Here is a 13,432-nt window from a genome sequence, read left to right on the forward strand (position 1 = left end):
GCAGGTCCAGGGCGTCGCCCAGCTCTCCAGGCGACAGGTCGCCGACGGCCAGGGCGTCCACGATCGCCAGCCTGGCCGGATCCGCCAGGGCCTGGTGCAGGGCGAGGCGCGTCGGCAGGACATTTTTCCCAATCTCCATTGAGTCAATGGTGGCTGAGATGTATTTATGGGTCAACGCCGTAGGCGATCCCCAAGATCCGCACCACCGCTCCTCGCGCCCCACCCCGACATCCCGGGCAGAGCTGCCGGGGCCGGAACCATCACGGGTTCCCGGCACGGAGGCCTCTGTCGGCGGCGGGCCGCACGCGCACCGGCGAAATGGACGATGGAGAGGGTTTTAATATTGCCTTTACTTGAAATTGACACGACCGTAAACAGGTTCCCGTTTTCTCTTCTCGCGCCGTGAAGCAGTCGGCGCGGGCCATTCGTCACACGTTCGCACCCACCCGGTGACACATTGACGTGTTGGTGAAGCAATGGCTCGGAGCCAGGCTTCAGTGCGCCTTGATTCGAATATCGAGTCAATCGCGGGAGAAATAGGCTAAATTTCCCTCTTTCCTTGCTCATCACTTAAGTCTATTTTTCGGATATCGACGTCAATGCCCAAGATTGGGGGCGTCCGTGATGAGCACCTCCACCTTCCTCAAAGGCCGAAAACCCCTGCGCGAAACCATCGCCGAGGCCTCGGTCACCACCAGGCTCTACTGGCTGCTGCGCATCGGAGTGTCCATCGAGTTCATCGGGCACGGCTGGGCGGGGCTGAGCCGCTCCCGGGCCTGGCTGCCCTATTACGACCTGTTCGGCATCTCCCCCGATGTCGCCCTGAACTACCTGATGTACGTGACCGGTGCCGTGGACATCATCGTCGGCCTGCTCATCCTGTTCTGGCCGGCCCGCGTCCTGCTGTTGCACACCACGGTCTGGGGCGTCTTCACCGCCTTGCTGCGCCCTACGGTCGGTGAGGGCTGGTGGGAGTTCTTGGAGCGCGGCGGCAACTACGGCATGCCGCTCGCTCTGCTGATCATGGCAGGCTGGGGCGGCTGGTCTCTGCGCCGCTGGGTCGAGCGTGTCGATAGGCCCGCCGCCATCTCCGACCGCACTCTCATCGCCATGCACTGGGCCATGCGCGGCGGCCTGGCAATGCTGCTGATCGGCCACGGCGGCTTCGGCGCCTTCGAGCACAAGCGCTACTGGTACGACTTCTTCGCCTTCTTCGGCCTGGGCAAGGCCACCGTGGACTCGGCCAATCTGATGGTGCTGGTCGGCGGTTTCGAGATTTTGCTCGGCCTGGCGATCCTGCTCAAGCCGTGGCGCCCGCTGCTGCTGTTCGTCCTGGTCTGGAAACTCGGCACCGAGCTGCTGCGTCCGCTGGTCGGGCAGGAGTGGTTCCAGTTCGTCGAGCGCGACGGTGACTACGTGCTGCCGGTCGCGCTGTACATCAGCGCCGCCGCCTACGCCCTGGCGCGCCGCCGTGCCTCCGCCGAACCAGTGTCCCCACCGGCTCCGACGGCACCCGCCGCCCCCGCCTGACCCGCACCCCCGACCGCTCCACATCAAGTGGCTGTACGGTCGGCCGCCCCATGCCTGCGGCCGGCCCGGCAGCCTTCCCCTCACGGAAAGGTCACGTCATCCATGTCGCCTGACCGTCCCGGTCCCCGCCACAGCGTGGCCCGCCACCTCCTGGTGTCCGTGCTGGCCTGCGCCATGCTTGCCACCATCGGCGCACCGGCCGCGTCGGCCGCCGCGGCCGGCGGCCGCGCCGAGCCCCACCCCGGCGTGAAGCGCCCGGTGGTGCTGGCCACCATCGCCGTCGGCCTCAACCCCCGCACCGTCGCCTTCACCCCCGGCTGGCGCCACGCGTATGTCGCCAACGCCGGATCCAACACCGTCTCGGTCATCGACGTGCGCCGCCGCTCCGTGATCGACACCATCGGCGTCGGCGCCTTCCCCTACGGCGTCGGCTTCGTCCGCCACGGCGCCTTCGCCTACATCGCCAACCGCGACTCCGACGAGGTGTCCGTCATCGACACCGCGCACCGAGAGGTCATCAAGACCGTCCCGGTCGGCGACGCCCCCCGCTGGGTGGCGATCGCCCCCAACGGGCGCTTCGCCTACGTCAGCAGCACCGGCTCGGGCGCGGTCACCGTCATCGACACCGCCACCCACACCGTCACCGCGACCATCGCCGTCGGCCTGTCCCCCCGGGGCATCGCCTTCACCCCCAGCGGACGGACCGCCTACGTCGCCAACTCCGACTCCGACACCGTCTCGGTCGTCGACACCGCCACCCACACCGTCACCGCGACCATCGCCGTCGGCGACGAACCCCGAGGGGTCCTGGTCACCCCCGACGGCCGCACCGTCTACGTCAGCAACACCATCGGCGGCACTGTCTCGGTCATCGACGCCCGCCACAACGCCGTCACCAGGACCATCACCGTCGGCGCCAACCCGCGCGGCCTGGCCCTGCACTCAGGCAACCGCGTCGCCTACGTCGCCAACTCCGGCTCCGACAGCGTCTTTACCTTCGACACCCGCACCAACACCGTCGTGGGCGAGGTCGCCGTCGGCGACGACCCCCGCTGGACCGCCTCCGGCCCCGGCGGCTCCTTCCTGTATGTCACCAACACCGGCTCCCACAGCGTCTCGGTACTCACCCTCGCCCGATGACCTCGGCCCGCAGCAGGGCCACCCCATCCGACAACCCCTCGGGTTGCCGGCCGGCAACTGGCCCTGCTGCGTCGCGGACGATCTGATCGTCTCGGGACGGGGCCTCCGTCGAGGTTGTGGATGGCGTCCGGGATGAACGACGAGTCACGCACCGTGCCCGGAACGGCCAGCCCGCCGATGCCCATCACCTGGTCGTTGACCGCATTCAGCCGGGTCGCGCCGCGCGGCCAGGCGCCAGCGCGTCCAATGCACCGGGATCCAGCCGGAAGTACTGCTCCAGCTCTTCGGTCGAGGATTCCTCGGGGAAACGGCCGTAGCGGGCGATCTGCTCATCAGAGAGGAATTCGGGACGTGCCGGCCGCGAGTCCGGGTCGGGGCTCCCGGGTCTCATCACTCGATGCGGGACTTCATCGGCTGCCAGGGTGAGGCGTCGAACAGCAGCATGATCGACACGATCTTGTCGCCGTCCAGGCGGAAGTGCTCGGCGGTGCGCTGGGTACCGACCGGCGTCGCGGTGTGCACGTCGTACAGGAGCGTGGCCTGGGCCTCGCCGTACAGCTCGCTGATCAGGTCGACCCCGGTCACGATGGAGACGAACCCCGGCAGGGTCGCCAGATGGCCCGTCCGGTCGTCGGAGGTGATGAACGGGCTCTGGAAGCGGAACGGCTCTCCCAGCTGGGCGGCCGCGGTGGGCACATCGCCGCGGAAGCGGGCGTGGTAGGCGCGTACAGTGCGACGAGCCACCCGGTGGAGTTCCCGACCCTGGACGACGACCGTGTCGGTCGCGCCGCCCGGTACCTCTACACAACCGACGACTCCGCGATCGTCAAATACGACCTGGACGGCGGCGGCGTCACCACCCATCGGCTGGAGCCGGACACCTACATCGGCGAAGCGGTCTCCGTCCCGGCGACCTCCGGCCCCCGCCGTGAGGACGACGGATGGCTCCTGTCCATCACCACCCGGCACGACGGCACCGCCTCCCGGCTGCTGGTCCTGGACGTCGGCGGCCCGGCCAGTGCCGTCGTCACGGTGGGCGACTCCCGCACCGACGGCGTCGGCTCGACCCCGGACACCGGCCAAAGCTGGCCGGAGCTGCTGGCCGGACGCCTCACCGAGCGGGGCGCGGCCGCCCGCCACGTCTCCAACCAGGGGATCAGCGGCAACCGGCTGCTCAACGACGGCATCGGCGTCGCCGCCCTGGCCCGCTTCGACCGTGGCGTCCTGGCGACGCCCGGCCTCGGCCACGTGGTGCTGCCCCTGGGTGGCAACGACATCGGCGTCTCCTTCGCGTCACGCGACGGCGACGGTCCCCTGGCCGATTTCCTGAAGGCGTTCCCCGGTGCGCCGGTGACGGCGGACGACGTCTTCGGCTGAGCGACGGCTCCCCCCGGCGGCCCGCGGCGCTGTGGAACCTGCCGCCGGAGGGTGGTCGTGGAGGGGCTTGATCAATGATGTGCCACCGCGCGCAGGGTGTTCAGTTTGTGCCAGCGGCTGAAGCCCTCGATCGTCGCCTGATCGGCCCCCGAGGCGATCAGGTGCAGCAGGGTGTCGTGCTCGTTCACCGACTCCCTGGCGCGGCCGGGGATGAGGCTGAAGCTGGTACGGCGCAGCAGGTCGAGGCGCTGCCACTCTCGTTCGAGCAGGCCGCGCACATGAAGGTTCGGACATTTGGCGCATAAGAGCACGTGGAAGTCGTGGTTCAGCCGGGTGAAGCTGAGCGGATCGAATCGGGCCAGGCCGGTGCGCATCTGCTCGTTGATCCCACGTGCCTTGCGTAAGGTCTTCTCGTCGATGTGCGACACGGCGGTGGCGGTCGCGTACCCCTCCAGCAGCGCGAGCGTCTCCATCGTGGCGCGGTACTGCTCGACGTCGAAGCTGGCCACCTGGGCGCCGACGTTGGGCTGGTAGGTCACCCACCCTTCGGCCTCCAGACGACGAACCGCCTCGCGGACCGGGACCGCGCTGATGTCCAGGTCGCGGGCCAGTTGGTCGAACACGAGGCGGGTGCCGGGTCCATATGTGTTGTGCGCGATGCGATTCTTGATGATCTCGTAGGCTTGGTCGACCTTTGACGAACGCGCCACTCTCACCATTCTTCCCTCTTCGTACCGGCCCGCCGGGGATGCCGTCGACCAGGGCCGGGGCGGAGCCCGGTCCTGGTCGACGGCGTGCGTGAAGTCCCCGGTCAGGGCATGTACCGCCCGGTGCCGCTGAGGGCGACCGCGAAGAATCGAAACGGGCGCTCGACCTTGTAGAACCCGAGAGGGCAGTGCTTGGTGCCGGCGGGGATGAAGACCGAGCTCGTCGTGGTGAGCACGTGCTTCTCCCCCTCGATCGTCATGTACACCTCGCCGCCGAGGTCGTCGGGGTTGTTGGGGTCGTTGCCCACGAACATCAGGACCTCGTCGTAGACGTGCTCGTGCTCGCGGACCCATTCGACCTCGTGGTCGATCTCCTTCACCCAGCTCGTGGTGATGTAGGTGGTCGCCTGGGGCACGTCGGCCGAGCGCATCGCGGCCAGCGGCTCGTCCAGGTTCTGGGGCAGGCGCAGCGCGGCGACCTCGCCCTCGTAGATCATGTCGTTACCGCACTCCTGGAAGTTGGTGACGAACAGGTGACCGTACTGGCTGCTCACTTCTGACCCCTCCAGGGTTCCCGGACCGCTGGGATTTCCTTGTTTCTCAGCGGGTGTACGCCGATCGTACGAACGGCCTCACGGGTGATCCCATTCATGCACCGAGGCAACCCTGGTACTTTTCGCGGCCCAGGAGCCTGCCGGTGACCTCGGTCAGCCGGGCGGCCGGGGCGTCGCCGGAGTCCTGGGCGCGCCAGGCGATCATGTGGTCGGGGCGCACGAGGAGGGCCCCGTCCTCGGCCACCCCGCAGATGGGCTCGCCAGGTCGTGCTCGGCCTGGAAGTGCGGGTGGGTGTACCAGGTGCGCAGCCGTCCGAGCTCGCGCCCGGTGAGGCTGGTGGCGTAGCGGCCTCGGCCCTGGTCGTCGGCGCCAATGCGGGCGAGGGCAAGTTTTGTACCGAACGACCGGTTTAAAAGCGTGTGACGCAGCTAACGTCACCGGACGCGCCCTTGGCAACCCCCCGTAGACTTGGACCTCGTGGAGACCGCCCAGCACACTCTCAACAGGCGGGGCCGCCGCTCACGGGAGGAGATCCTGGACGCCGCCTCCCGGATGATGTCCGCCCGCGGCTATGCCGCCACCAGCCTCGCCGACCTCGGCAAGGAGACCGGGCTGCCGAAGAGCGCGATCTATCATCACTTCAGCTCCAAGGCCGGCCTGCTCGCCGCCGTGATGGAACGCGGCGCCCGCGACTTCTTCGACGACCTCGGCCGCGGCCACGCCCTGCTGCCCCCCGGCGGCACCTCCCACGAACGGCTCGGCTGGTATCTGCGCCGCACCGGCGAGGTCTTCACCTCCCGTCAGGACTTCCTGCGGCTCTTCATCCTGCTGAAGATGAGCGAGGAGGCCCCCGAGGTCGCCAAGATCGTCGCCGACGTGCGGACCGAGGGGCTCGTCCACATGCGCGACATGATCAGGTCGGCGTTCGCCCCCGAGGGCGAGGAGATCGCCGGGGCCGTCGCCGACGCACTGGCCGGTTTCGGGGTGTCGTCCTTCGACGGCGCGTTCATCGCGGTGCACGCCGATCCCGGCCGCACCATGGCGGCCGAGATGGAGCTGGTCATCGAGGCCATGGCCGCCCTCGGGCAGGCGCGGGTGGCGGCCCTGCGGGCGAAGGGGCGCTGATAACCCGGCTCGGCCGTCCGGCCCCGGGAGGTCTACCCGTCGTCCGTCTGATCGCCGGAGGGCCATGGGGTGGTGGCCGCGTGCAGCAGCCGGTCGATGGCCGACATGTCGCCCACGACGGCGGCGCTGCCGTCGGCGCACGCCGACGAGATCGCGGCGGCGGCCGGGGGCAACGACATCGCCCTCAACGCCGTGAGCGTCATGCATAACCAGGGCACTTCGCTGGACGAACTGTCGCTTGAAGAGTTCATGCGGCCGATCGACGGTTTTCTCCGGCCGCTGTTCATCACCACCAAGACCGTGGCGCGGTATATGGGCGGCGAGCGTCCCGGCGTCATTCTGACCCTGTCCGAGCCGGGCGCGAAAATGGCCGTCGGCGCGCTCGTCGACTGAGCCCGGCGGCCGTGGGCGGCCGGGTTCAGCGCGGGGCGAGGACGCAGAACTCGTTGCCCTCCGGGTCGGCGAGGACCGTCCACGGCACGTCGCCCTGGCCGAGGTCGACGTCGACGGCGCCGAGCGCCCGCAGCCGGTCCGCCTCCGCCGCCTGGTCGTCACCGGCGTACGGCCGCAGGTCGAGGTGGATGCGGTTCTTCACGGTCTTCACATAGGACGTGCGGAGGAATTCGAGATAGGGCCCCACGCCCTTGGCCGAGCGCAGCACCGCGTGATCGTCGGTGACCTCGTGCAGGGTCCAGTCCATCGCCTCGTCCCAGAACCGGGCCATGGCCCGCGGATCGACGCAGTCGACGACCACCGCGGCCATCGGCCCGGTGTCCTGGTAGACCGGCCGGGGCTCCAGCACGCAGAACTCGTTGCCTTCAGGATCGGCGAGTACGGTCCATGGGACGTCACCCTGGCCCACGTCGGCGGGCGTCGCGCCGAGCGCCAGCAGGCGCGCGACCAGCTCCGCCTGATGGTCCGCGGAGGTGGTGGCGAGATCGATGTGCACGCGGTTCTTCACCGTCTTGGGCTCTGGGACGGCGAGGACGTCGATGCACACCGCGACGGGGTCCGGATAGGCGAAGCCCACGGGTTCGAGGTTGGTCACTCCGGGTCCCTCGCTGTCGACGCCCCAGCCGAGGGCCTCCGCCCAGAACCGGCCCACCGCCGCGTCGTCCCGGGCGTTCATCGCGATCTGCACAAGCCGTGTAGCCATGCCCCCGATCCTATGGAGGCGGATCAGCGGAACTCCACACGCCCGGGCCCCGTGCCGGACGCCGGGGGCACGAAGTGTGGTGTGTGTCCCGGCCGCAGGCGCCAGCCGGGGGTGAGGACGGCCTCCATGTGCCTGCGCAGCTCCCGCAGCCCCGCCTCGCCGGGAGACCCGTCGGTGAACGCGGCGGTGACCAGGTCGGACTGGTAGCGGGTGTTGTCGTGCGCGAACAGCGGCACGAGTCCAGGGTCGGCGGCGAGGAGCCGCTGGACGCGCCGGGCGGCCTCGATCTGGTGGACGGTGTCGGCGCCGCCGATGGTCATCTGCCGGACCTGGTCCGTGGCCAGGTGGGGCAGTGTGTAGAGGGTGTCGCCCAGGAACAGCGCGCTGCCGCCGCCGTCCAGGCGCAGCAGCACGCACATGTGGCCGGGCGAGTGGCCGGGCGCGGGTAGCAGGACGACGCTGCCGTCGCCGAAGTGGTCCTGAGCGGCGGGGAAGGCGCCGAACGCGCCCGAGTCGAACGCCGGGAAGGAAAGACGCTCCTTGACCAGGTCGAACGAGTGCGGGTAGAGCACGCCCTGGTCCCAGTCGCGCCGGTCCAGCACCACCTCGGCCCGGGGCAGGTGGCGCAGCCCTCCGGCGTGGTCGTCGTGGACGTGGGTGAGGAACACGGTGGTGACGTCCCCGGCGTCGTAGCCGAGCCGGGCGAGCCGGACCCGCAGGTCCTGCGCGGGGGTCAGCCGGTATTCGTCGCGCTCGGTCAGCAGGCGCGAGGTGATGCCGTAGTACCCGTCGTGATCGTGGGCCTGCTCCCAGTTGACGCCGGTGTCGACCAGCATGAGTCCGTGCCGGGGATGGTCGATGAGGTAGGCGTGGACGGGGACCGCGATCTGGGCCTTGTCGAGCAGGGTGCGCAGGTAGCCGTTGAGGCCCTCCCAGCCGTCCAGGCCGCCGTAGAACTGGCCGTAGGTGACGATGGTGTCGCCGGTGTGGATCGGGAAGACCCGTACTTTGCCGTCGGCGATCCGCCGCCGCGCGCCCGGGGCCCGAATGGCCGCCTGCCGCTGCGCCTCGCCTCGCGTGAGCAGGTCGCGGCGCCGCCGGTCCGCGTGGCCGGCCGCCAGCGCGCTCAGCGCGCCGAGCGCCAGCCCGGCGCCGCCCGCCAGGAAGACCCGCCTGCTCGGCCGGGTGGCCCCGCCGTCCGCCCTGCGGCGTCCGCGCGGGACGGCCGAGGCCAGGCACGCCACAGCGGCCAGGGCGAGTAGCACCGGCAGGTCCGTGACGTGGTAGACGACCGCCAGGTAGAGCCCGAACGTGGCCACACCCGCCGGTACGCCGAGGAACGTCAGTACCCGCCGCCGGCCGAGCACGCCCGGCCATAACGTCCCGGCCGCCGACGCGGCCAGCAGCAGCCCATAGACCACCAGCAGCGGCACGGGCACGCTCTTCAGCCGCAGGATGACTAGCCAGGCGGCTCCGGCCACAAGGGCGAGCACGAGCAGCCCGATCTTGCCCAGGATCTTCGGCACGCGGCCTCCCGCATTATGTATACGCAAACGGATGCGTATACATAATAAGGGCGGCGATCAGGCGCCGGGCAGGAGGACCACCAGCGCGCCCGCCAGGATGGCGTCGAACACTACGCGCCATCGAGCCCGTCCTTCCCGGGCACGGGCTGTCTGGGGCTCGCCGCCCCTGGTACGCCCGAGTTCGCCTGCCTTGACCGAGGCGGCCAGCACGTCGCAGATCAGCCGTACCCCGAGCAGCGAGGTGACGTCGGAACTGTCGTACGGCGGCGACACCTCCACCACCTCCATGCCGAGCAACCCTTCCACGGCGGCCGGTGGTCGGCTTTACATACACTGACGGGCATGGCATGCCGAATCAGTGAGCTGGTCATCGACGCCGCCGATCCCGAGCTGCTCGCCGCCTTCTGGAGCGAGGTCCTCGGCTACGTCGAACTCGGCCGGGAGGAGGACGGAAGCATCGGGATCGGTCCGCCGGACGCCGGCTTCGGCGGCCCGCAGCCGGTTCTCGTCATCAGCCCCACCGACGACCCGCGACCGGAGAAGCTCCGGCTGCACATCGACGTCAACGCCACCGACCGCGACCAGGACGCCGAGCTGGAGCGGCTGCTCGCCCTAGGCGCGAGGCGGGCCGACGTGGGGCAGACCGGCGCCGAGGACTGGCACGTCCTGGCCGACCCGGAGGGCAATGAGTTCTGCCTCCTGCGCCGCCGCCTCCAGCCGCTCTGACCGCCGGAACCGATCACGCGCCAAGGCAGGCCTGGTACCGCTCGCGGGCCTGCTTGCGGTACGCCGACGGCGGCGCCCCCGCCTCGCGCCGGAAGAAGCGGGAGAAATAGGAGGCGTCCTCGAAACCGAGCCGGTCGGCCACCTGGGCGCAGCTCATGTCCGTGTTCGCCAGCAGGCGCTGCGCCTCGGTGAGGACCGCCGAGCGGATGATCTGCCCCGGCGTCCGCCCGGTCTGCGCGGCGACCAGTTCGCGCAGATACCCCGGGGTGACCCCCAGGCGCATGGCCGCCGACCGCACGGTGAGGGTCGCGGACGCCTTCTCCGCGACGAGTTTGGTGAACTCCACGCCGAGTTCCGCCGAAGGGCCGGCACGCGATCCCTCCGGCGCGTTGAAGCCGTCGAACCGCTGGCACAGCAGGAGCAGCGCGGAGAGCAGGTGCCGGGTGATGGGGTCCGCCCGGTCGTCGCCCTCGGTGTACTCGTCGGCCATGGCCGCGAGCAGCCGTTCGAGCCTCGGGACGTGACCGGCGCCGGGGCAGAGCATGTTCGGGTACTGGCTGAAGTCCACCGCGGCGGACGCCCCCGGCCCCGCCAGGAAGGCCTCGTCGAAGACCACGACGGTTCCGTCCAGCGGCGCCGGGGTCACCCAGGCGTGCACCTGGCCCCGGCGGACCAGGTACAGCCGGTGCGCCGCGATCGGATGGGCGGTGCCGTCGATGATGTGCGTCCCACGTCCCTCGCGGACGTAGAGGATCTCCAGGAACTCGTGCCGGTGCGGGATCGCCGCGGTCTCGCGCGGCCCGTGGCTGAGCACCGGGCCGATCTCGAACTGCGGCGCGTCCCGGCCCCCTCCTCCGTCGATCACGTGGACGGGAAACGGCGGGCGCGAGGCTCTGGTCATGCTCCTCCTTGCTCAACCGGTGGCCGCGGAGACCTCCAGGGTGTCCGCGAGCAGGGCCTTGGTGTAGTCGTGGCGGGGTTCGGTGAGAACCGTGTCGGCGCCGCCGTGCTCGACGACGTGTCCCCCGCTCAGCACGATCACGCTGTCGGCGAGGCTGCGGACCACGGCGAGGTTGTGGGTGACGAACACGATGCCGAGCCCGTCGTGGAGCAGTCCGCGCAGCAGTTCGACGATCGCCGCCTGCACCGACACGTCCAGAGCCGAGGTGACCTCGTCGCAGATCAGCACGGTCGGCTGGCAGGCCAGGGCCCTGGCGATGGCGACCCGCTGGCGCTGCCCGCCGGACAGCTCGGCGGGATACCGGGAGGCCAGCGCGGCCGGGAGCTCCACCCGTTCCAACAGCTCCGCCACCCGCTCGCGCGCCGCCTTGGCGCCGAGTTCGAAGAAGTGCCGGAGCGGCTCGGCCACACAGTCCCCGACGGTGACCCGTGGATTGAGCGAGCCGTAGGGGTTCTGGAAGATGTACTGCATGCACCGGCGCTGGTCCTGGTCGCGCCCGCGGGCGGTCGGCGCGAGCGCCTTCCCGCCGAGTTCGACGGAGCCGCCCCAGCGTTCCCGCAGCCCGATCAGGCTGCGGGACATGGTCGTCTTGCCGCTGCCGGACTCCCCGACGACCGCCAGGCACTCCCCCTCGACCACATCGAAGGAGACGTCGAACAGCACCTGGCGGTCGCGGTACCCGGCGGTCAGGTCGCGTACGCGCAGGAGCGGCGTGTCTCCCGGCGCGGCCTCCTGCACCGCCGAGGCGGGAGGGGCGGCGTCGCGCGGCGGACGCGCGGGCATCTCCTCGATCCGGATACACCGCGCCGAATGCCCCGGCACCAGACCGATCAGCGGCGGCACGCCCGTGGCGCACTCGTCCACCGCGAAGGCGCAGCGCGGCGCGAAGACGCAACCGGGGTGCGTGTCCTGGACGCCGGGCGCGCGGCCGGGGATCGACGTGAGCCGCGTCCGTTCCCGCGCCGACGGCACGGCGGCCAGCAGCGCCCTGGTGTAAGGGTGCGCGGGCCGGGCCACGACGTCCTTGGTGGGGCCCTCTTCCACGATCATGCCGCCGTACATCACGGCGACCCGGTCGGCGACCTCCCCGATCACGGCTAGGTCGTGCGAGACGTAGATGGCCGCCATCTGGTTGTCCGCGCAGAGCTGGGCCACCAGCGCGAGCACACGCGCCTGGGTGGTGACGTCCAGGCCGGTCGTCGGCTCGTCCAGCACGGTCAGCCGCGGGCGCGGCGCGACCGCCATGGCCAGCGCCACCCGCTGCTGCTGGCCACCGGACAGCTCGCGGGGACGGCGGTTCAGGAAGGCTTCGTCCGACGGCAGCCCGACCGCGGTGAGCACCTCGCGGATCCGCGCGTCGATCTCCTTGGCGTCCCCTTCGAGGACCTCGGCCAGTTGGACGCCGATGCGCAGCGCCGGGTTCAGCGCCGTCGCCGGGTCCTGCGGCACGTAGGCCACCACGTTGCCGCGGAACCGGCGCAGCGCGCGCGGCCCGAGCGAGAGCACGTCGGTACCGTCGACCAGCACCTGACCGGCCGTGATCCGGGCGCCCTGGCGGGCGTAGCCGAGCATGGCCAGCGACATGGTGCTCTTGCCCGAGCCCGACTCGCCGACCACGCCGAGGACCTGACCCGGTTCCAGGTCGAAGGAGGCGTCCTCGACGATGGGGCTCCCGTCGCGCAACGCGATGGTCAGCCCACGGACCTCGATCGCACTCATTCAGCCCCGCCCCTCGGTCCGAGCGATCACCCGGGCGGCGCCCTCGGCGATCAGGTTGCCGCCGATCGTGAACAGCACGATGCAGGCGACCGGGGCCAGTACGGCCCATGGCATGTTCGACAGCCCGGTGCGGTTCTCGCTGATCATCAGGCCCCAGTCGGCGGCGGGCGGCTGGATGCCGTAACCGAGGAAGCTGATCGCGGCGAGGATCCCGATCGACCACATCAGCCGCATGCCCAGCTCCACCAGCAGCGGAGAGGACACGTTGGGCAGGAAGCAGCGCAGCAGGATCGTGCGGTCGGGTATCCCGACGGTGCGCGACCACATGACGTACTCGCGATCGTTGAGCGGCCGGGCCGCGCCCCGGATCACCCGAGCGACGCCGGGCGTCATGCCGATCGCCGTCAGCACCACCAGCAGCCACGGCTTGGGACCGATCACGGACACGAAGAGCAACGTGAACAGCAGGGCCGGGAACGCCAGCAGCACGTCCATGACCCGCATCAGGACGGTGTCCGCGAAACCGCCGTAGAAGGCGGCCGCGATGCCCACCAGTGCGCCCAGGGCGACGGCGGCGATCGCCGCAGCGGGGGCCATCCACGCCAGGTGGAACCCACCGGCCAGCACGCGGGACAGCACGTCGCGGCCGAGCTGGTCGGCGCCGAGCGGCAGCCCGTCACCGGGCGGCGCGTACGGCAGCGCGATGCTCTTGGCCGGGTCATTCGGTGTCAGCAGCGGCCCCACCAGGGCGAACGCCATGGTCAGCAGTACGAGCGTGCAGCCCAGCCGGACCTGTCCGGAGCGGAGGATCCGCAGCGCGCCCGGCCGGTTCCGCGCTCGCGCGGCGCGGGCGGGGCCCTCCGGGTCGCTCAGATTCAGGTCGACCGCGTCGACGGTCTCTGACACGGTA

17 protein-coding genes are annotated in these 13,432 nt (G+C 70.5%); 6 read left to right on the forward strand and 11 right to left on the reverse strand.

Annotation, left to right across the window (positions count from 1 at the left end; genetic code table 11):
• Positions 1-624: 624 nt before the first annotated feature.
• Both P3X83_RS40120 and P3X83_RS40125 read left to right on the forward strand, forming a co-directional pair.
• Positions 625-1,530, forward strand: a complete 906-nt coding sequence (locus P3X83_RS40120; protein WP_277310655.1) for a hypothetical protein — start codon at positions 625-627, stop codon at positions 1,528-1,530.
• A gap of 102 nt (positions 1,531-1,632) precedes the next feature.
• Positions 1,633-2,670, forward strand: coding sequence for a beta-propeller fold lactonase family protein (locus tag P3X83_RS40125; RefSeq protein WP_277310656.1), 1,038 nt, complete (start codon positions 1,633-1,635; stop codon positions 2,668-2,670).
• 205 nt (positions 2,671-2,875) lie between these two features.
• On the opposite strand, the gene P3X83_RS40130 is transcribed toward P3X83_RS40125, so the two are convergent.
• Together P3X83_RS40130 and P3X83_RS40135 are read right to left on the reverse strand one after the other, a co-directional pair.
• Positions 2,876-3,061 carry a DUF4158 domain-containing protein gene (locus tag P3X83_RS40130; protein WP_277310657.1) on the reverse strand — a complete coding sequence of 62 codons (186 nt, stop codon included), beginning with the start codon at positions 3,059-3,061 and terminating at the stop codon, positions 2,876-2,878.
• Positions 3,061-3,414 (reverse strand): hypothetical protein, encoded by a 354-nt coding sequence (locus P3X83_RS40135; RefSeq protein ID WP_277310658.1) that lies wholly within the window; start codon positions 3,412-3,414, stop codon positions 3,061-3,063. The genes P3X83_RS40130 and P3X83_RS40135 overlap by 1 nt, the downstream gene beginning before the upstream one ends.
• Positions 3,415-3,417: 3 nt before the next feature.
• Here P3X83_RS40135 and P3X83_RS40140 point away from each other — a divergent pair, with 3 nt between their 5' ends.
• Entirely contained in the window at positions 3,418-4,047 is a 630-nt protein-coding gene (locus P3X83_RS40140; protein ID WP_277310659.1) for a carotenoid oxygenase family protein, read from the forward strand.
• 71 nt (positions 4,048-4,118) lie between these two features.
• Here P3X83_RS40140 and P3X83_RS40145 read toward each other — a convergent pair whose 3' ends face one another.
• The 3 genes from P3X83_RS40145 to P3X83_RS40155 form a co-directional block, all read right to left on the reverse strand.
• The gene (locus P3X83_RS40145; protein WP_277310660.1) at positions 4,119-4,757 is read right to left on the reverse strand and encodes a GntR family transcriptional regulator; all 639 of its coding nucleotides are present in this window, start codon (positions 4,755-4,757) and stop codon (positions 4,119-4,121) included.
• A 101-nt stretch (positions 4,758-4,858) separates the two neighbouring features.
• The gene (locus tag P3X83_RS40150) at positions 4,859-5,308 is read right to left on the reverse strand and encodes a hypothetical protein (protein ID WP_277310661.1); all 450 of its coding nucleotides are present in this window, start codon (positions 5,306-5,308) and stop codon (positions 4,859-4,861) included.
• A 94-nt stretch (positions 5,309-5,402) separates the two neighbouring features.
• The gene (locus tag P3X83_RS40155; protein ID WP_277310662.1) at positions 5,403-5,552 is read right to left on the reverse strand and encodes a hypothetical protein; all 150 of its coding nucleotides are present in this window, start codon (positions 5,550-5,552) and stop codon (positions 5,403-5,405) included.
• A 234-nt stretch (positions 5,553-5,786) separates the two neighbouring features.
• On the opposite strand from P3X83_RS40155, the gene P3X83_RS40160 reads away from it, so the two are divergent.
• Positions 5,787-6,434 carry a TetR/AcrR family transcriptional regulator gene (locus P3X83_RS40160; RefSeq protein WP_277310663.1) on the forward strand — a complete coding sequence of 216 codons (648 nt, stop codon included), beginning with the start codon at positions 5,787-5,789 and terminating at the stop codon, positions 6,432-6,434.
• 96 nt (positions 6,435-6,530) lie between these two features.
• The gene (locus P3X83_RS40165; RefSeq protein WP_277310664.1) at positions 6,531-6,827 is read left to right on the forward strand and encodes a hypothetical protein; all 297 of its coding nucleotides are present in this window, start codon (positions 6,531-6,533) and stop codon (positions 6,825-6,827) included.
• Positions 6,828-6,852: 25 nt separating this feature from the next.
• Here P3X83_RS40165 and P3X83_RS40170 read toward each other — a convergent pair whose 3' ends face one another.
• The 3 genes from P3X83_RS40170 to P3X83_RS40180 are packed head-to-tail and all read right to left on the reverse strand — an operon-like array spanning position 6,853 to position 9,422.
• Entirely contained in the window at positions 6,853-7,590 is a 738-nt protein-coding gene (locus P3X83_RS40170; protein ID WP_277310665.1) for a VOC family protein, read from the reverse strand.
• Positions 7,591-7,613: 23 nt separating this feature from the next.
• Positions 7,614-9,116 (reverse strand): N-acyl homoserine lactonase family protein, encoded by a 1,503-nt coding sequence (locus tag P3X83_RS40175; protein ID WP_277310666.1) that lies wholly within the window; start codon positions 9,114-9,116, stop codon positions 7,614-7,616.
• 57 nt (positions 9,117-9,173) lie between these two features.
• Complete coding sequence (locus P3X83_RS40180; RefSeq protein ID WP_277310667.1) at positions 9,174-9,422, reverse strand: arginase family protein; 249 nt, start codon at positions 9,420-9,422, stop codon at positions 9,174-9,176.
• A 36-nt stretch (positions 9,423-9,458) separates the two neighbouring features.
• Between P3X83_RS40180 and P3X83_RS40185 the strand changes: the two genes are divergently transcribed.
• Positions 9,459-9,842 carry a VOC family protein gene (locus P3X83_RS40185; RefSeq protein WP_277310668.1) on the forward strand — a complete coding sequence of 128 codons (384 nt, stop codon included), beginning with the start codon at positions 9,459-9,461 and terminating at the stop codon, positions 9,840-9,842.
• 13 nt (positions 9,843-9,855) lie between these two features.
• Here P3X83_RS40185 and P3X83_RS40190 read toward each other — a convergent pair whose 3' ends face one another.
• From P3X83_RS40190 to P3X83_RS40200, 3 genes are read right to left on the reverse strand one after another with little or no spacing between them, the layout of a single operon-like run.
• Positions 9,856-10,743: an AraC family transcriptional regulator gene (locus tag P3X83_RS40190; RefSeq protein ID WP_277310669.1), complete on the reverse strand. Its 888-nt coding sequence runs from the start codon at positions 10,741-10,743 to the stop codon at positions 9,856-9,858.
• A gap of 12 nt (positions 10,744-10,755) precedes the next feature.
• Entirely contained in the window at positions 10,756-12,522 is a 1,767-nt protein-coding gene (locus P3X83_RS40195) for an ABC transporter ATP-binding protein (protein ID WP_277310670.1), read from the reverse strand.
• On the reverse strand, positions 12,523-13,428 hold the full coding sequence (locus P3X83_RS40200) for an ABC transporter permease (RefSeq protein WP_277310671.1): 906 nt from the start codon (positions 13,426-13,428) through the stop codon (positions 12,523-12,525). It lies immediately after the preceding gene.
• Positions 13,429-13,432 lie beyond the last annotated feature (4 nt).

This window comes from Spongiactinospora sp. TRM90649, assembly GCF_029382225.1.
Classification (GTDB): domain Bacteria; phylum Actinomycetota; class Actinomycetes; order Streptosporangiales; family Streptosporangiaceae; genus Spongiactinospora.